Origin of the sequence: Streptomyces lincolnensis, assembly GCF_021173675.1 — a bacterium.
Taxonomy (GTDB): domain Bacteria; phylum Actinomycetota; class Actinomycetes; order Streptomycetales; family Streptomycetaceae; genus Streptomyces; species Streptomyces lincolnensis_B.
This window is the reverse complement of sequence record NZ_JAIHON010000008.1, coordinates 230,086-246,118: the sequence shown is the minus strand read 5'-3', so window position 1 is coordinate 246,118 and position 16,033 is coordinate 230,086. Positions and strand designations below refer to the sequence as shown.

Sequence of the window (16,033 nt, the reverse complement as noted above, 5' to 3'; positions counted from 1 at the left end):
CTCACCACCGCACCGCCCTGGCGGCACGCACCCCGATTCTTCCTGGCCGGGGCGCTGGTTGCGAACCCGGTGACGAATGGGGTGTCTCACATCAAATCAGGACTGAACGCCGATTCGGCGCCACTACCGCCGCTCCAGCACCGCGAACGACGCCCCCTGATTGTCGGTGACGACGGCCACCCTGCCGTACGACGTCTCAAAGGGTGGCGCCTGGACGCGTCCGCCGAGCCGGTTCACCGCGCCGAGGACCTCCGCGCAGTCCGCCACCCGGAAGTGGACCAGGAAGTGCGGCGGCATCTCCGGCGGGAAGACGTCGGAGACCGGGGCGCGGCCGAAGTCGGGGTGGGCGTCGGGTCCGAAGAGGGCGTCGTGGAAGAGCCCGCCGTAGAAGGTGTTGGCGCTCTCGGTGTCCCGGGCGTACAGCTCGGCCCAGGCGAAGGTGCCCGGCTCGTGCCGTACGCCGAAACCGGCGTGGGTGCCCGCCTCCCAGAGGCCGAAGACGGCGCCGTCGGGGTCGGTGACCAGGGCGGCGGTGCCGAGCTCGCCGACCGGCATGGGGGCGGTGACGACCTGCCCGCCGGCCGCCCAGACCCGGTCGGCCAGGCCCTCGATGTCCGGGGTGGCGAAGTACACCGTCCAGACACTGGGCAGCCGGCCGTCCGCCTTGCGGGCCAGCGCGGCGACCGGCCTGCCCTCCTGATGCGCCCATACGGAGCCGCCGTACGCCGTCGGCGGGTCGGTGAAGGTCCACCCGAAGAGCTCACCGTAGAACCGCTTGCCCGCCTCGATGTCGGGAAGCTGCGCGTCCACCCAGCAGGGGACGCCCTCCCCGAAGACGCCCTCCCCGAAGACGCCCTCTCCGTACCGCGATGCCCTGTTTTCGGCCATGTCGCCAACGTAACGGTCTCTCACGCGACGCGCAGACCAGCGCACCTGCCCCAAAGGGCCCGTGCACCCCATTTGCAGTCGGCCGAATCGCGCTCCGATCACCCCTCGGTAAGCTGACGGCATGACAGGACAAGTGCGTACCGTCGACGGCCGCGTGGCCGGTCGGCGTGGGCAGGCGACCCGGCAGAAGCTGCTCGACTGCCTCAGCGAGATGCTCAGCTCCTCCCCCTATCGGGACGTCAAGGTCATCGATGTCGCCCGGAAGGCGGGCACTTCGCCCGCGACCTTCTACCAGTACTTCCCGGACGTCGAAGGCGCCGTCCTGGAGATCGCCGAACAAATGGCCACCGAGGGCGGCCAGTTGACCGAGCTGCTGGCCGGCCGGTCATGGGTCGGCAAGGCCGGATGGCAGACCGCGCAGGAACTCGTGGACGGCTTCCTGGACTTCTGGCGCCGCAACGACGCGATCCTCAGGGTCGTCGACCTCGGGGCCGCCGAGGGGGACAAGCGGTTCTACAAACTCCGTATGAAGATCCTGAACTCGGTCAACAACTCCCTCGCGGACGCGGTCACCGAGCTTCAGTCCAAGGGCAAGGTCGACAAGGACGTCAACCCCGCGGCGGTCGCGGGCTCGATCGTCGCGATGCTCGCGGCCGTGGCCTCCCATCAGAAGGGTTTCCAGACGTGGGGCGTGAAGCAGGCTGAACTCAAGCCGAACCTCGCGCTGTTGGTCCACCTCGGTGTGACGGGGAAGAAGCCGACGAAGTAGAGACCGAGACCAGAGATATCCACGGATCTTTTTCCGGCCCAAGTCCTGTCACGCAGGCGGCAGTCCACACCGGTGGACTGCCGCCTGTCGCGCTGTACGGGCGCGTGGCGCGGTCCCGCTACGCGGGCAGCGGGCGGTCCTTGACGACGTGCTTCATCACCAGCGTCGAGTTCAGCCGCTGCACCCCCGGCAGCGTCGCCAGCCGCTCGTCGTACAGCCGCTGGTAGGCGGCCAAGTCGGCGGCGACGATCCGCAGCAGGTAGTCCGGCTCCCCGAACAGCCGCTGCGCATCCACCACTTCCGCGATCTCGCCGACCGCCCGCTCGAACCCGGCGACGGTGTCCCGGTCCTCCTGCCGCATCGAGACGAAGACCAGCGCCTCGAAGCCCAGCCCCACGGCCGTGCGGTCCACCACCGCCCGGTAGCCGCTGATGGCCCCCGACCGCTCCAGCTCGCGCAGCCGCCGATGGCACGGCGAGACGCTCAGACGCACCCGGGCGGCCAGCTCGGTCACGGTCAGCCGCCCGTCCTGCTGAAGCTCGGCAAGAATCTTCCGGTCCATGTCATCCATGAGGGAAATTCTCCCTCACTTTCGCGGATCATGGGCAAACTTCGACAACACATTCGGACCGATCCCACCTAATCTCGCCCCCATGGATTCCGCGACGCTCCTCTCCTTCCTCGCCGTCGACCTGCTACTGGTGTGCGTACCGGGCGCCGACTGGGCGTACGCGATCTCGGCGGGGCTGCGCGGCCGGTCGGTGGCGTGGGCGGTGACGGGCCTGGTCGCCGGGTACGCGCTCCACACGGCGCTGGCCGTGGCGGGGCTGGCGGTCCTCGTGGCGCGCTCGCCGGGTCTGCTGACCGCGCTGACGGCGGCCGGGGCGGCGTATCTGGTGTGGCTGGGCTGGAGCGTGCTGCGCCGGCCCGGCACCCCGGGGGCGGCCGGGGAGGACCTGGCCGAATCCCGCGCCCGGGTCTTCCTGCGCGGCGCCACGATCAGCGGGCTCAACCCCAAGGGACTGCTGCTGTACCTGTCGGTCCTCCCCCAGTTCCTGGTGACCGGGAGCGGGCACCCGCCCGTGGCCGCGCAGACCGCCGCCCTCGGCCTCCTCCACATGGCCTGCTGCGCCGCCGTCTACCTGACCGTCGGCGTCACCGCCCGTGCCCTCCTCGGCGCCCGCCCGGCCGCGGCCCGGGCGGTGACCCGGACCTCGGGGGCGGCGATGCTGGGGATCGGGGCGTTCCTGCTGGTACAGCGGCTGGCGACGCTGTAGCCGTCATGACCGGCCGCGGCCTTCAGCGTCGTACGATGCGAAAGAGCCGTATCTCCCGCTCCACCCGGCGCTGGTACGTGGCGTACGGCGGCCAGAAGGCCAGCACCTGCTTCCACGCGGCCGCCCGCTCCTCCCCCTCCAGCAGCCGGGCCGTGACGGGGATGTCCCGCCCCTTCCAGCTGACCTCGGCGTCGGGATGGGCGCGGAGGTTGGCGGTCCAGGCGGGATGGCCGGGCCGCCCGAAGTTGGAGCCGATCAGGATCCAGCTCTCGCCGCCCCGCTCGGGCATGCAGGCCAGCGGTGTGCGCCGGCGCTGCCCGGTCCGCGCGCCGGTCGAGGTCAGCAGCAGGCCCGGCAGCACCTGGGCGCTGACCAGCAGCCGACCGCGGGTGAGGCGGTGGACGGCCTTGTCGAGCACGGGGAAGACGTACGGGGCGACCTTGGCGAAGCCGCGCAGCGAGGAGATCTTCTGCACGATCCGCATCCCGTTCACCGGAGGCCTCCGAGGATGCCCCGACCTTCAGTCCGGGGAGGAATTGCACTCCTGCGGGGCAGGGCAGGGAGAGCCGAATCGCCGTCAGGGCGATTCGGTGTCTGGCATGGCGGCTCGCTCGGCCTCCAGGCGGTAGACGATCTCGGAGTTGAGGGACCTGCGGGCGGACCTGGCCTGTCCGGCCAGCCATTCGTGGAGGTCGGCGGGCAGGCGGAGGGTGATGCGCTTCTCTTCATCCATGACTCCACACTAGTGGGCTTCGAGTGGCTCGACAGTGGTACGGTGACACCATGGCGACACCAAGCAAGACTTCGGGGGATGCGGGCCACGCCCGGTACACCTACCGGCTCCGCGCGTCGTCGACCGCCCGCACGGCTCTGCTCGCCGAGTGGGACCGCTGCCGGTGGATCTGGAACGAATGCGTCGCCAAGTCGAAGCAGACCCACACCGCCAACCGGGCCCTTGCCGAGGACGCGGAGAAGCTGGTGTGCGGCCCGGCGGGCCTGGACAGGATGCCGACCTGGGCCCGTAGCGCGAACGCGTGGCTGCGCGAGGGCGCCTCGGTGCCGCAGCAGCAGATCATCCGGGACTTCGCGAAGTCCCGCGCCAAGGCGCTGAAGGACATCAAGGAGCGCCTGCCCATGCGGCAGCGCGCCGGGATGCCCCGGCACAAGAAGAAGCGCGAGGCGCTGCCCACGCTGAACTACACCACCCGCGGCTTCCGCCTGAAAGACGGCCGCCTCCACCTCGCGGGCGGCATCGCCCTGATCGTCGTGTGGTCCCGCGACCTCCCGGCCGCGCCCTCGTCGGTACGCGTGTACCGCGATGCGATCGGCCACTGGTACGCCTCGTTCGTCGTCCCGGCGCAGGTCCAGCCACTCCCGGCCACCGGCGCCGTCCTCGGCGTGGACTGGGGCGTCAAGGAAACCGCGACCACCACGTCCGACGCCCACGACCTGCCCCACCCGCAGCACGGACGCAAGGCCCAGGCCAAGCTGTCGCGGTACGACCGGATGGTCGCCCGCCGCAGACCCAAGAAGGGACAGGCCTCCTCGAAGGGCCACCGCGAGGCCAAGAAATCCCGCGCCAAGGTCTACGCGAAGATCGCCCGGCAGCGGCAGGACACCGCCCGCAAGTGGGCCAAGCGCGTCGTGACCGACCACGACGCCATCGCCGTCGAGGACTTCCGCCCGAAGTTCCTCGCCAAGTCCACCATGGCCCGCAAAGCCGCCGACGCGGCGATCGGCGCGACCAAGACGGCCCTGATCGAGATGGGCCGCAAGCACGGACGCGACATCCGCCTCGTGCACCCTGCCTACACCACCATGGACTGCGCGTCGTGCGGAGCGAGAACCAAGCACGCACTGCCCCTTTCCGAACGAACCTACGCATGCACCGCATGCGGAGCCGAGTCCCCCAGGAACAAGAACTCCGCCCGCGTGATGCTCCTCCGGGCTGGTCTCAACCCGGCTGGCGTCGAGGGCGCAAGACCCCCGGGAGCGCTGCTCCCGGAGGCAGCCTGAGCCAGGAATCCCCTCCCCTACAGGGAGGGGAGGACGTCAAACCGTCACCTCCTGGCCCCGGAAGAGCCGTGCCGTGTCGGCGGCGTGCGCCCGCAGCCGGTGCACCGGGCCGCACAGCAGCTCGTCGCCCGAGGCGCGCTTGAAGTACAGATGGGCCTCGTGTTCCCAGGTGAAGCCGATGCCACCGTGCAGCTGGATGCCCTCGGCGGCGGCGGTGCGCAGGGCCTCCAGGGCCTGGGCGAGGGCGAGGCCGCCGACCCGCTCCCCCTGGGCGGTGGCCCAGGCCGCGTAGTACGCCGCCGAGCGGGCCGCCTGGAGCTGGACGTACACGTCGGCCAGCCGGTGCTTGACCGCCTGGAAGGACCCGATCGCCCGCCCGAACTGCTCGCGCTGCCCCACGTACTCCACGGTCCGCGTCAGCGCCTGGTCGGCGGCCCCGACGGCCTCGCAGGCCAGGACGGCGGCGGCGGTGTCCCCGGCGGCTGCGAGGGCGGGAAGGACACCGGTGGTCTCGTCCCCCAGCAACTCGGCGTCCACGTGCCGCAGTTGGACGCGTGCCTGCGGCCGGGTCTGGTCGAGGGCGGTCTGTCGTACCCGGACGAGGCCGGGCGCGTCGCCGGGCACGAGGAAGAGGAGAGTGCGGGAGCGGGCGAAGCCGCCGGTGTGCGCGGCGACCAGGAGGAGCCCGGCGCTGTGCCCGTCGAGCACCTGGTCGGCCTGCCCGTACAGCCACCAGCCGTCGCCGGCCCGCGTGGCCTGCACTCCGCCGGCCCGACCGCCGCCCGCCCAGTCGCCTCCCGCCCAGTCGCCTCCACCGCTCTCGCCGCGCCCCTCGCGGTTCCCGCCGTTCTCGCGGTTCCCGCCGCCCCCGCCGTTCTCGCCCGTGAGCGCGAGGGCCGTGGCCAGGTGGGTGCCGGGGACGGCGAGGGTCGCGGTGAGGGTGCCGGAGGCGAGGCGGGGCAGCAGGTCCGCGCGCTGGGCGTCCGTGCCGAGGGCGAGGACGAGGGGCGCGACCAGGACGGCGGTGGCGAGCAGGGGCGAGGGGGCGAGGAAGCGGCCCGTCTCCTCGCAGGCGAGGGCGAGGTCGGTCACCGTGCCGCCGACACCGCCGTACCGGTCGGGGAGGGCGAGGCCGGGCAGACCGAGCTGTTCGGCGAGGGCGGTCCACAGCGCGGGGTCGTGCCCGGCCGGGGTGTCGACGGCGGCCCGCAGCTCGTGCGGGCCCAGGCGGCTGCGGAGCAGCTCGCGGAGGGTACGGCGGATCCCGTCCTGCTCGGGAGTGAAGCTGGCGTCCATGGCTCTTCCCTCCGTATCTGACGGTCCGTCATATTAGGAGCGCCGCAACGAGATGCACAGAGGCCGGACGAGATACCCAGAGGCTGGAGGCCGCCCATGACTCCCGGGAACCGGAACGTCGCCGTGGTCGGGGTGGCCCTCTCCGACTGCGGCCGGGTCGAGGACGCGACCCCGTACGCCCTGCACGCCCAGGCGGCCCGCCGGGCCCTGGCGGACGCGGGCCTGGACCGCTCGCTGGTGGACGGCCTCGCCTCGGCCGGACTCGGCACCCTCGCCCCCGTCGAGGTCGCCGAGTACCTGGGCCTGCGCCCCACCTGGGTCGACTCCACCTCCGTCGGCGGCGCCACCTGGGAGGTCATGGCCGCGCACGCGGCGGACGCGATAGCCGCCGGGCACGCGAACGCGGTCCTGCTGGTCTACGGCTCGACGGCCCGCGCCGACATCAAGGCCGGCCGCCGCACCGGCACCCTCTCCTTCGGCACCCGGGGGCCGCTCCAGTTCGAGGTCCCCTACGGCCACACCCTCATCGCCAAGTACGCCATGGCCGCCCGCCGCCACCAGCTCGAACACGGCACGACGATCGAGCAGTTGGCGTCGGTGGCGGTCCAGGCACGGGCCAACGCGGCGCTGAACCCGGAGGCGATGTTCCGCGACCCGATCACCGTCGAGGACGTGATGGGGGGACCGATGATCGCGGACCCCTTCACCAGGCTGCACTGCTGCATCCGCTCCGACGGCGGGGCGGCGGTCCTGCTGGCCGCCGAGGAGTACGTCCAGGACTGCCGCACCTCCCCCGTGTGGATCCTCGGCACCGGCGAGCACGTCTCCCACGCCTCGATGTCCGAGTGGCCCGACTTCACCGTCTCCCCGGCGGCCATCAGCGGCCGCCTCGCCTTCCAGCGGGCCGGCGTGCGCCCCGACGACATCGACCTCGCCGAGATCTACGACGCCTTCACCTACATGACCCTGGTGACCCTGGAGGACCTCGGCTTCTGCGGGAAGGGCGAGGGCGGGGCCTTCGTGGAGAAGGGCCGGCTCCTGGTCGAGGGCGGAGAACTGCCGGTCAACACGGACGGGGGCGGGCTGTCGGCCCAACACCCCGGAATGCGGGGCCTGTTCCTGCTGGTGGAGGCCGTACGGCAGCTGCGGGGCGAGGCGGGGGCGCGGCAGGTGCGGCGCCGGGGCGGTGGCGGCCTGCCGGAACTGGCGGTGGCCTCGGGGACGGGCGGCTGGTTCTGCTCGTCGGGGACGGTGGTGCTGGGGCGGACACGAGCGTAGGGATGCTTCGCCGCGTGAGCGGGAACAGGGCCCACCCCGACGGTCGTTGAGGCGTGACAGGACGACGACGCCCGAACCGCTGGAGGAAAGCATGGCTGCCCTGACCCGCGAAGAGCGTGAACAGTTCCTTGCCGAGCCGCATGTGGCCGCGTTGGCGGTGGACGCGGGAGAGGGGCGGGCGCCGCTCACCCTGCCGATCTGGTACCAGTACGAGCCCGGCGGCGACATCTGGATCCTGACCGGGCTCGATTCCCGCAAGCATCAACTGATCCGCGCGTCGGGGCGTTTCGCCCTGATGGTCGACCGAGTCGAGCCCACGCTCCGGTACGTGTCGGTGGAGGGGCCCGTCGTCGACACCAAGCCCTTCACCGAGGAGGAACTGCGGGAGATCTCCGCCCGCTACCTCCCGGCCGAGAAGGTGGACGGCTATGTGGAGTACGCCCTGAAGAGCCACGGCGAACAGGTGATCATCCGGATGCGGCCCGAGCGGTGGGTGTCGTCCGAGATCGGTTCGCTGTGAACCGTGCGGGCGTCCATGCCTGGAGGCATGCAGGCGTGACAATCAGGGGATGGGAACCGATCTTCATGAGCTGCTGAGGTCGCTGCGGGTGTGGGACCCGGAGGTCACCGCGCTTCCGGCCTTCGACCCGGCCACCGCGCCCGCGACCCCGCTGGACCTGTTCACCTCCTGGTTCGCGGAGGCGGTGGCGGCCGGGCAGACCGAGCCGCACACCATGTCCCTCGCCACGGCGGACGCCGAGGGCCGGCCGGACGTACGGACCGTGATGCTGCACGGCGCCGACACCGACGGCTGGTCCTTCGCCACGCACGCGGACAGCCGTAAGGGAGGGCAGCTGGCCGCGCGCCCGTACGCCGCCCTGGGTTTCTACTGGCCTGCGCTGGGGCGGCAGGTGCGGGTGCGGGGGCCGGTCACCGCCGCGCCCTCCGAGGAGGGGCAGGCCGACCTGCACGCCCGCTCCACCGGCGCGCTGGCCGCCGCCCTCACCGGTCGGCAGAGCCGGGTCCTGGGCTCGCTGGAGGAGTTGGCCGAGGTGTCCCAGGCCGCCTGGGAGCGGGCCCGGCGCGAGCCCGCCGCCCCCGTCCCCACCTGGACGCTCTACCGGCTGCGGCCCGACGAGGTGGAGTTCTTCCAGGGGGACGAGCGGCGACGGCATGTGCGGCTCGTCCACCGCCGTACGGACCAGGGGTGGGTTCAGGAACTGCTCTGGCCCTGAGGGTCATGCGGGTCATGCGGGTCATGCGGGCCCTGTGGATCTCGGGGGCTGCGTGTCCTGGAAGGCGTACACCGCGAAGTCCGCGACCGGGCGGTAGCCGATGCGCTGGTACAGCCCGTTTCACGGGCTCGGCAGCGGATCCGTCGCCAGCCGGCCGTGCACATGGGCGTCGCGGAACGCGTCCTGGCGGCCCGCCTCGAACATCGAGCCGCGCAGGGTGCCCTCGTAGCGGTATCCGCACCGCTCGGCGACGCGGCACGAGGCGTCGTGGCCGACGGCGTGGTCGAGTTCCAGGCGGTGCAGGCCGAGGTCGGTGTGGCCCCAGTGGGTGACGAGCGCGAGGGCGCGGGTGGCGACGCCCTGCCCGCGGGCCTCGGGCAGGACCCAGTAGCCGATGCGGGCTCTGCCCAGGACCTCATGGATGGCGTTGACGCCGATCTGGCCCAGCGGCACGCCCGTCCCGGCGTCCGTCACGCAGTACGTCGCCATGCTCCCGTCCTCCGCCTGTGCGGCCTTGGAGAGCAGGGAGGCACGGGCGCTGTCGGCGTCGGTGACCGGTATCAGCGGTGTGTTCCAGCGCCGGAACTCCGGGTCCGTGCACCCTCGCAGCCAGCTCTCGACATCGACGTCCGACTCCGCGTCCCAGGCGCGCAGCCGCAGTCCGTGACCGTGCAGCTCGGGGAAGGGGAAGCGGGGGGACGGGGACGGGGGGAACGAGGGACCTGTCCTGTGCTGGTCGTCGATGTGGGCCATCGGGCCATTGAAGCCGGTCCCCGGCGCCGTTTCCTCCGGAATACCCGGCCGCCCCTCACCGCGCCGGCCGGAACACCGGGACCCCCTCGCGGAAGGCGACCTCCAGCGCCATCCCGGCCCGCAGGGCGTCGTGCGCGCACTCCACGACCTCCGTCATCATCCGCGGCCCCTCGGCGAGGTCGACGACGGCGGCGACGTACGGAGTGCGGTCGCCGAAGGGGGGCAGGTCGTTGCGGTGGACGACGGACCAGGTGTAGAGCGTGGCCCGGCCGCTCGCCGGCTCCCAGGCGACCTCCTCGCTCCAGCAGTGCGGGCAGAACTCGCGCGGGTAGTGGTGGACCCGCCCGCACGCCCCGCAGCGCCGGAGCAGCAGCATCCCCCGCGCGGACGCGTCCCAGTAGGTCCGGGTGAAGGCGTCGGCCTCGGGGACGTCGTAGCGCACCCCGCTCCCACCGGGGGACGCGGCGGAGGGCCCGGCGGAGGGCGCGGTCACTGGAACAACCCCAGCGCGCTGTCGAGCGACCAGCTCTGCCAGGACATCCCGAACAGCGCCACCAGGGAGATCAGCGCCATCATCGAGTTCTGCCCCTGCTCGGCCCAGTCATGGATCATGAGGGTGAAGTAGAGGACGTTCAGCAGCAGTCCGCCGACCAGCGCGAGGGGCGTCAGGAAGCCGAGGATCAGCCCGAGCCCCAGGGCGAGCTCGGCGTAGGCGACGACGTACGCCATGGTCCTCGGGCGCGGAGCGACGACGACGTCGAAGCCGCTGCGCACCGCGGTCCACCGGTGCTTGGCGGCGATGCCCGCGGCCCAGGTGATCCCGCCGCCCTCGAACCACGTGCTCTTGTCCTTGTGCCGCCAGCTCTCCAGCCACCACACCCCGAGCCCTATCCGCAGCACGGCCAGCCACTGCGCACCCGTGAGCCAGATCGAGTCCATGAATCTGACGGTACGTCAGATGACGGGTGCCGGGAAGCCCACGCGAGACGGGACGAGTGAAACCTGTGGGTCCGGCATGAAGCTGTGGGTCTCCCATGAACACCCCGGAATTGTTGGCAATTTCGTCCACACCGCTACTACCTTCACAGACGCAAGCAGCGAACCCGAAGGAGTCGAACGTGAAGCACAGGGCAGTCAAGCGCAGGAGCGTCGTCATGGGGATCGGCGCGACGGCGGGCGTCGCGGCGGTCGGTGGCATCGCCCTGAACGCGAACGCCTCGGCCGGCGGCACCTCGAACGGCGCGAACGGCGCCCTCGTCTTCGACCCGGACGGCTACACCGAGCTGTCCACCACCGTCACCGACACGGCCGGCAACGACCACAGCGTGACGTACCACTTCTGGAAGGCGATCACCTACGTCGCGAAGCCGGTGGACGAGGCCTACCAGTCCCTGAACGTCAGCGTGCCCGTCACGATCGACGGCAAGGCGGTCGACGCGTCGGACGCCCCCATCCTCCTCGCGAACTCCGTCGGCGGATACATGCCGTCCTCCGTGGCGGACGCGACCGGGATCGGGGGCGCGGGCATGGGCGGCGGAGCAGGTGGCGGGGCGCCCTCCGCGAGCGCCTCCGCCTCCCCGTCGGCCGGCGCCCCGGCCCCCGGCGCCAACGGCAACACCAACGCCGACGGCGGCGCCATGAACGCCAACCAGCTCCTGGCCCTGGCCGCCGGCTACGTCGTCGTCGAGCCCGGTGCGCGCGGCCGTACCCTCAAGGACTCCTCCGGCGAGTACTACGGCACCGCCCCGGCCGCGATCGTCGACCTCAAGGCGGCCGTCCGCTACATCCGCTCCAACAGGGGCCGCATCCCCGGTGACGTCGAGCGGATCGTCTCCGCGGGCACGAGCGCGGGCGGCGCCCTGTCCTCGTTGCTCGGCGCCTCCGGCGACAGCCCGCTCTACGACCGGTACCTCAAGGAGATCGGCGCGGCCGACGCCTCCGACGCGATCTTCGCCACCGGCGCCTGGTGCCCGATCATCGACCTGGAGCACGCCGACGGGGCCTACGAGTGGTGCTGGGGCACCAACACGCTCAGCACCGGCGAGCAGGTCGACCAGACGGTCTCCAAGGAACTGCGGTCCCAGTTCGCCGAGTACCAGGCCAAGCTGAGGCTGCGCGGCCTGAAGGGCTCCGGCTTCGGGACGCTCACCGCGCGCAACTACGACGACTACCTGGTCGAGCAGTACCTGGAGCCGTCGGCTACCGCCTACCTCAAAGGCCTGTCGGACTCCGCCCGCGCGACCTACCTGGCCGCCAACACCTTCATCGACTGGGACGGCACCAGGGCCACCTTCACCTGGGCCGACTTCCTCACCCACGTCGGCGCCCGCAAGAAGGACGCGCCCTCCTTCGACGCCTGGGACCTGTCCTCGGGCGAGAACAACGAGTTCGGCGCCGGCACCACCGAGGCACGGCACTTCACGGCGTACGGCGCCAGGAACGACACCACGGGTCTGGCCACGAAGCGGATCGCGAGCGACATCCCCGAGAAGCTGAACCTCATGAACCCGATGTACCACCTGGTGGAGAAGGCCAACGGGAGGCGCTCGAAGCACTGGTGGATACGCCTGGGCACGAAGGACTCCGACACCTCGCTGACGATCGCCGCGAACCTGGCCGCCGCCGCGAGCGGCCTGGGCGACGACGTCAACCACCTCTACTACTGGGACCAGGGCCACGGCGCGAACACCGACCCGGGCGACTTCATCACCTGGATCGCCGAGGTGACGGGACACAAGAAGTAGCCCAGGGCACTCCACCGCCACACGCAGGAGACCTACGTCACAGGCCCCACCCACATCTCCTACAGCCGTGATCGATCCGCAACCAATTCCGGTCTTGACCGAGACCCATCAATCCGGTGCCTGGTTACGCTCGCGCACATGGCCGACTCCACAGCGTCCTCTCCCGCGTCCGCGCACCCCGCGCAGCCGCACCCCGCAGACCGCCCCGTCTACGTCATCGGCGGCGGCCCCGGCGGACTCGCCGCCGCGTACGCCCTGCGCGCCCAGGGCATCCGTGCCGTGGTCCTGGAGAAGTCCGACCGGGTCGGCGCGTCCTGGCGGCGCCACTACGACCGGCTGCACCTGCACACCACCCGCCGCCTCTCGGGCCTGCCCGGACTGCCGATGCCCCGCCGGTTCGGCCGCTGGGTCTCCCGGGACGACGTGGTGCGCTATCTGGAGAAGTACGCCGAGTTCCACGAGCTGGAGATCGTCACCGGCGTCGAGGTCTCCCGCGTCGAGCGCTCGGCCGACGGCGCCGGCTGGCTGCTGCACGCCACCGGCGGCCGCGAACTGACCGGCGCCGCCGTGGTCGTCGCCACCGGCTACAACCACACCCCGCGCGTCCCGGACTGGCCCGGCCGCGCCACCTACACCGGCGAACTGCTGCACGCCGGCGACTACCGCAACGCGAAGCCCTACGCGGGCCGGGACGTCCTCGTCGTCGGCGTCGGCAACACCGGCGCCGAGATCGCCGTGGACCTGATGGAGGGCGGCGCCGCCCGGGTCCGGCTCTCGGTGCGCACGGCCCCGCACATCGTGCGCCGCTCCACGGCCGGCTGGGCCTCCCAGTACACCGGTGTCCTGGTACGGCGCCTGCCGGTGGCCCTGGTCGACCGGCTGGCCCGGCCGGTGGCGAAGGTCAGCGTGCCGGACCTCTCGGCGCACGGCCTGCCCCGCCCCGACACCGGTCTGTACTCCCGGGTGACCGAGGGGTCCATCCCCGTGCAGGACGTCGGTCTCATCGACGCCGTCCGCAAGGGCGTCGTCGAGGTCGTCGCCGCCGTCGAGAGCTTCGAGGACGGCAAGGTGGTCCTCGCCGACGGCTCCCGGATCGAACCCGACACCGTCATCGCCGCCACCGGCTACAGCCGTTGCCTGGAGGACCTCGTCGGCCACCTCGACGTGCTCGGCCCCCGCGGCAGGCCGGTCGTCCACGGTCCCCGCTCCCCGGAGCACGCGCCCGGCCTCTACTTCACCGGCTTCACCAACCCCATCAGCGGCATGTTGCGTGAACTGGCCATCGACGCGGTGCGGATCGCGAAGGCCCTCGCGAAGGACGGCGGCCGGCGCATCTCCCGACTCCCCTCCTGACGGCCCGCATTTCGGCGAGAAAGCCGCCTCCCCTTCCCCGCGCGTCCTGCGACTCTGGAGCGACGGGCCTTGAGCCGGGTCGGTTCTTTCTGTGTGCACGCCCATTCCTGACACTCCGTCAGTTCTGTAATCTGACAGGGCGTCAGTTACTTGCTGTCACACACTTGCTGTCACACAGGAGCGGGCGGACCGATGCTTGGATCAACCCACGGCACCCTCACCACCGACTCCCGCCGGGCCCGGGTCATCGCCTGTGGCGAGCAGCCCGGGCCCACCGTCCACGGCCGGCCCGCCGAGGTGGACGATCTCGACGTCGGCGGACGGCCGTTGTACGCCGCCGTCCCCGATCTGGACCGCTTCTTCCGGCCCGAGTCCGTCGCCGTGATCGGCGCCTCGGACGCCGAGGGCCGGCCCAACACCGGTGTCACCCGGCAGCTGCTCGCCTGGTCGGAGCGGGTCGGGGCCCGGCTGCACCCGGTGCATCCGACCCGTACGACCGTCTTCGGCATCCCCTGCTCCCCCTCCGTCGCCGCCCTGCCCGAGCCGGTCGACCTCGCCGTGCTGTTGGTCGCTGACCCGCTTCCGGTGATCGAGGAACTGGCCGAGGCCAAGGCGAGGTTCGCGGTCGTCTTCGCCTCCGGGTTCGCCGAGACCGGCCCCGAGGGCGCGATCGAGCAGGCCCGGCTCGCGGCGGCCGTGGGCAGGTCGGGGATGCGGATGCTGGGCCCCAACACCAACCTCAACGCCTTCGAGCGCTTCCGGGACGACCTCGACGGGCCCGCCATCGCCCTGATCACGCAGTCCGGCCACCAGGGCCGCCCCGTCTTCGCCCTCCAGGAGCTCGGCATCCGGCTCTCGCACTGGGCGCCCACGGGCAACGAGGCCGACCTGGAGACCGCCGACTTCGTCTCCTACTTCGCCGAGCGGCCCGAGGTCGGCGCCATCGCCTGTTACGCCGAGGGGCTCAAGGACGGCCGCTCCTTTCTGCTCGCCGCCGACCGGGCCGCCCGGCGCGGGGTGCCCGTCGTCGCGGTCAAGGTGGGCCGCACCGAGACCGGCGCCCGTACGGCCGCCTCCCACACCGGCAAACTCACCGGCGCCGACACGGTGGTGGACGCGGCGATGCGCCAGTACGGCGTGATCCGCGTCGACGGCCTGGACGAACTCCAGGACACCGCCGCCCTGTTGGCGCGGTCCCGGCCACCGCGCGCGGACGGGGTCGTCGTCTACTCGATCTCGGGCGGCACGGGCGCGCACTTCGCCGACCTGGCCACGGAGGCGGGGCTGCGCCTGCCGGCCCTGTCGCGGGCCAAGCAGGCCGAGCTGCACCAGTGGATACCCGAGTACCTGAGCGTGGCCAACCCGGTGGACAACGGCGGCCACCCGGTCGGGGACGAACGCGGCCGGAAGATCATCGACGCGATCCTCGACGACCCGGAGGTGGGCGTGCTGATCTGCCCGGTCACCGGGCCCTTCCCGCCGCTCAGCGACCGGCTCGTGCGGGATCTGGTGGACGCGGCCGAGCACACGGACAAACTGGTGTGCGTGGTGTGGGGCTCGCCGGTGGGCACCGAGCCGGCGTACCGCGAAGTGCTGCTCGGTTCGTCGCGGGTCGCGACCTTCCGTACCGTCGCCAACTGCATCACCGCCGTACGCGCCTATCTCGACCACCATCGCTTCGTCTCCGGCTACCGCTCCCCGTTCGACTCGGCGCCCCGCACCCCGTCGCCGTCGTTCCGCAAGGCGCAGGCGCTGATGCGCCCGGGCCAGCAGCTGAGCGAGCACGCGGCGAAGCAACTGCTGCGGGCGTACGGCATCCGGGTGCCGCGCGAGCAGCTGGTGACCAGCGCGGCGGCGGCCGTGCGCGCGGCGGGCCTGGTCGGCTACCCGGTGGTGATGAAGGCGTCCGGGGCGCGCATCGCCCACAAGACCGAGCTGGGCCTGGTCAAGGTCGGGCTGACCTCGGCGAGCCAGGTCCGGGACGCCTACCGGGAGTTGACCGACATCGCGCGCTACGAGGACGTCTCGCTGGACGGCGTCCTGGTGTGCCAGATGGTCGAGCGGGGCGTCGAGATGGTCGTCGGCGTCACCCGGGACGAGCTGTTCGGGCCGACCGTGACGGTCGGGCTCGGCGGGGTGCTGGTCGAGGTGCTGCGCGACACCGCCGTACGCGTGCCGCCCTTCGGGGAGGAGCAGGCGCGGGCCATGTGCGCCGAACTGCGCGGGCGGGCCCTCCTCGACGGGGTCCGGGGGCGTCCGCCGGCGGATCTGGACGCGCTCGTCGAAGTCGTCCTGCGGGTGCAGCGCATGGCGCTGGAACTCGGCGACGATCTCGCGGAGCTGGACATCAACCCGCTGATGGTGCTGCCGCACGGGCAGGGCGCGGTGGCGCTGGACGCGCTGGTGGTGTGCCGGTGACGAAGG

The 16,033-nt window shown here is 72.0% G+C and carries 17 protein-coding genes; 9 read left to right on the top strand and 8 right to left on the bottom strand.

Translation table 11 applies throughout. The features are described from left to right. Positions 1–123: 123 nt before the first annotated feature. Positions 124–888: a VOC family protein gene (locus K4B79_RS24905; RefSeq protein WP_232029121.1), complete on the bottom strand. Its 765-nt coding sequence runs from the start codon at positions 886–888 to the stop codon at positions 124–126. A gap of 133 nt (positions 889–1,021) precedes the next feature. Here K4B79_RS24905 and K4B79_RS24900 point away from each other — a divergent pair, with 133 nt between their 5' ends. Further along, positions 1,022–1,657 carry a TetR family transcriptional regulator gene (locus K4B79_RS24900; RefSeq protein ID WP_232029418.1) on the top strand — a complete coding sequence of 212 codons (636 nt, stop codon included), beginning with the start codon at positions 1,022–1,024 and terminating at the stop codon, positions 1,655–1,657. A gap of 118 nt (positions 1,658–1,775) precedes the next feature. Here K4B79_RS24900 and K4B79_RS24895 read toward each other — a convergent pair whose 3' ends face one another. Beyond that, a complete protein-coding gene (locus K4B79_RS24895; RefSeq protein ID WP_232029120.1) occupies positions 1,776–2,228 on the bottom strand; it encodes an Lrp/AsnC family transcriptional regulator in 453 nt (150 codons plus the stop codon). A gap of 82 nt (positions 2,229–2,310) precedes the next feature. Between K4B79_RS24895 and K4B79_RS24890 the strand changes: the two genes are divergently transcribed. Continuing rightward, positions 2,311–2,934 carry a LysE family translocator gene (locus tag K4B79_RS24890; RefSeq protein WP_232029119.1) on the top strand — a complete coding sequence of 208 codons (624 nt, stop codon included), beginning with the start codon at positions 2,311–2,313 and terminating at the stop codon, positions 2,932–2,934. A gap of 22 nt (positions 2,935–2,956) precedes the next feature. Here the strand turns inward: K4B79_RS24890 and K4B79_RS24885 are convergent, their stop codons facing one another. After that, positions 2,957–3,427 carry a nitroreductase/quinone reductase family protein gene (locus K4B79_RS24885; protein ID WP_232029118.1) on the bottom strand — a complete coding sequence of 157 codons (471 nt, stop codon included), beginning with the start codon at positions 3,425–3,427 and terminating at the stop codon, positions 2,957–2,959. Between the two features lie 84 nt (positions 3,428–3,511). Further along, a complete protein-coding gene (locus tag K4B79_RS24880) occupies positions 3,512–3,667 on the bottom strand; it encodes an Arc family DNA-binding protein (protein WP_232029117.1) in 156 nt (51 codons plus the stop codon). A gap of 50 nt (positions 3,668–3,717) precedes the next feature. On the opposite strand from K4B79_RS24880, the gene K4B79_RS24875 reads away from it, so the two are divergent. Beyond that, on the top strand, positions 3,718–4,950 hold the full coding sequence (locus tag K4B79_RS24875; protein ID WP_232029116.1) for an RNA-guided endonuclease InsQ/TnpB family protein: 1,233 nt from the start codon (positions 3,718–3,720) through the stop codon (positions 4,948–4,950). A gap of 36 nt (positions 4,951–4,986) precedes the next feature. Here K4B79_RS24875 and K4B79_RS24870 read toward each other — a convergent pair whose 3' ends face one another. Beyond that, on the bottom strand, positions 4,987–6,246 hold the full coding sequence (locus K4B79_RS24870) for an acyl-CoA dehydrogenase family protein (protein WP_232029115.1): 1,260 nt from the start codon (positions 6,244–6,246) through the stop codon (positions 4,987–4,989). 96 nt (positions 6,247–6,342) lie between these two features. Between K4B79_RS24870 and K4B79_RS24865 the strand changes: the two genes are divergently transcribed. From K4B79_RS24865 to K4B79_RS24855, 3 genes are all read left to right on the top strand, one after another. Further along, entirely contained in the window at positions 6,343–7,524 is a 1,182-nt protein-coding gene (locus K4B79_RS24865) for a thiolase C-terminal domain-containing protein (RefSeq protein WP_232029114.1), read from the top strand. Positions 7,525–7,615: 91 nt separating this feature from the next. Continuing rightward, positions 7,616–8,044: a pyridoxamine 5'-phosphate oxidase family protein gene (locus tag K4B79_RS24860; protein ID WP_232029113.1), complete on the top strand. Its 429-nt coding sequence runs from the start codon at positions 7,616–7,618 to the stop codon at positions 8,042–8,044. 49 nt (positions 8,045–8,093) lie between these two features. Continuing rightward, positions 8,094–8,759, top strand: a complete 666-nt coding sequence (locus K4B79_RS24855) for a pyridoxine/pyridoxamine 5'-phosphate oxidase (RefSeq protein WP_232029112.1) — start codon at positions 8,094–8,096, stop codon at positions 8,757–8,759. Between the two features lie 120 nt (positions 8,760–8,879). On the opposite strand, the gene K4B79_RS24850 is transcribed toward K4B79_RS24855, so the two are convergent. The 3 genes from K4B79_RS24850 to K4B79_RS24840 are packed head-to-tail and all read right to left on the bottom strand — an operon-like array spanning position 8,880 to position 10,451. Beyond that, entirely contained in the window at positions 8,880–9,512 is a 633-nt protein-coding gene (locus K4B79_RS24850; protein ID WP_232029111.1) for a GNAT family N-acetyltransferase, read from the bottom strand. Positions 9,513–9,567: 55 nt separating this feature from the next. After that, positions 9,568–10,005, bottom strand: coding sequence for a Zn-ribbon domain-containing OB-fold protein (locus K4B79_RS24845; RefSeq protein WP_232029110.1), 438 nt, complete (start codon positions 10,003–10,005; stop codon positions 9,568–9,570). After that, entirely contained in the window at positions 10,002–10,451 is a 450-nt protein-coding gene (locus K4B79_RS24840; protein WP_232029109.1) for a DoxX family membrane protein, read from the bottom strand. The genes K4B79_RS24845 and K4B79_RS24840 overlap by 4 nt, the downstream gene beginning before the upstream one ends. A gap of 215 nt (positions 10,452–10,666) precedes the next feature. On the opposite strand from K4B79_RS24840, the gene K4B79_RS24835 reads away from it, so the two are divergent. From K4B79_RS24835 to K4B79_RS24825, 3 genes are all read left to right on the top strand, one after another. Beyond that, a complete protein-coding gene (locus tag K4B79_RS24835; RefSeq protein ID WP_232029417.1) occupies positions 10,667–12,256 on the top strand; it encodes a subtype B tannase in 1,590 nt (529 codons plus the stop codon). A gap of 138 nt (positions 12,257–12,394) precedes the next feature. Then, positions 12,395–13,609 carry a flavin-containing monooxygenase gene (locus K4B79_RS24830; RefSeq protein ID WP_232029108.1) on the top strand — a complete coding sequence of 405 codons (1,215 nt, stop codon included), beginning with the start codon at positions 12,395–12,397 and terminating at the stop codon, positions 13,607–13,609. A 192-nt stretch (positions 13,610–13,801) separates the two neighbouring features. Continuing rightward, entirely contained in the window at positions 13,802–16,027 is a 2,226-nt protein-coding gene (locus K4B79_RS24825) for an acetate--CoA ligase family protein (RefSeq protein ID WP_232029107.1), read from the top strand. Positions 16,028–16,033: the final 6 nt, after the last annotated feature.

What these genes read in the sequence shown, in the direction of transcription:
- K4B79_RS24865 (WP_232029114.1), top strand. Translation starts at nt 6,343, where the DNA reads ATGACTCCCGGGAACCGGAACGTCGCCGTGGTCGGGGTGGCCCTCTCC.
- K4B79_RS24905 (WP_232029121.1), bottom strand. Translation starts at nt 888, where the DNA reads ATGGCCGAAAACAGGGCATCGCGGTACGGAGAGGGCGTCTTCGGGGAG.
- K4B79_RS24850 (WP_232029111.1), bottom strand. Translation starts at nt 9,512, where the DNA reads ATGGCCCACATCGACGACCAGCACAGGACAGGTCCCTCGTTCCCCCCG.
- K4B79_RS24860 (WP_232029113.1), top strand. Translation starts at nt 7,616, where the DNA reads ATGGCTGCCCTGACCCGCGAAGAGCGTGAACAGTTCCTTGCCGAGCCG.
- K4B79_RS24830 (WP_232029108.1), top strand. Translation starts at nt 12,395, where the DNA reads ATGGCCGACTCCACAGCGTCCTCTCCCGCGTCCGCGCACCCCGCGCAG.
- K4B79_RS24890 (WP_232029119.1), top strand. Translation starts at nt 2,311, where the DNA reads ATGGATTCCGCGACGCTCCTCTCCTTCCTCGCCGTCGACCTGCTACTG.
- K4B79_RS24825 (WP_232029107.1), top strand. Translation starts at nt 13,802, where the DNA reads ATGCTTGGATCAACCCACGGCACCCTCACCACCGACTCCCGCCGGGCC.
- K4B79_RS24835 (WP_232029417.1), top strand. Translation starts at nt 10,667, where the DNA reads ATGGGGATCGGCGCGACGGCGGGCGTCGCGGCGGTCGGTGGCATCGCC.
- K4B79_RS24895 (WP_232029120.1), bottom strand. Translation starts at nt 2,228, where the DNA reads ATGGATGACATGGACCGGAAGATTCTTGCCGAGCTTCAGCAGGACGGG.
- K4B79_RS24880 (WP_232029117.1), bottom strand. Translation starts at nt 3,667, where the DNA reads ATGGATGAAGAGAAGCGCATCACCCTCCGCCTGCCCGCCGACCTCCAC.
- K4B79_RS24855 (WP_232029112.1), top strand. Translation starts at nt 8,094, where the DNA reads ATGGGAACCGATCTTCATGAGCTGCTGAGGTCGCTGCGGGTGTGGGAC.
- K4B79_RS24875 (WP_232029116.1), top strand. Translation starts at nt 3,718, where the DNA reads ATGGCGACACCAAGCAAGACTTCGGGGGATGCGGGCCACGCCCGGTAC.
- K4B79_RS24870 (WP_232029115.1), bottom strand. Translation starts at nt 6,246, where the DNA reads ATGGACGCCAGCTTCACTCCCGAGCAGGACGGGATCCGCCGTACCCTC.
- K4B79_RS24840 (WP_232029109.1), bottom strand. Translation starts at nt 10,451, where the DNA reads ATGGACTCGATCTGGCTCACGGGTGCGCAGTGGCTGGCCGTGCTGCGG.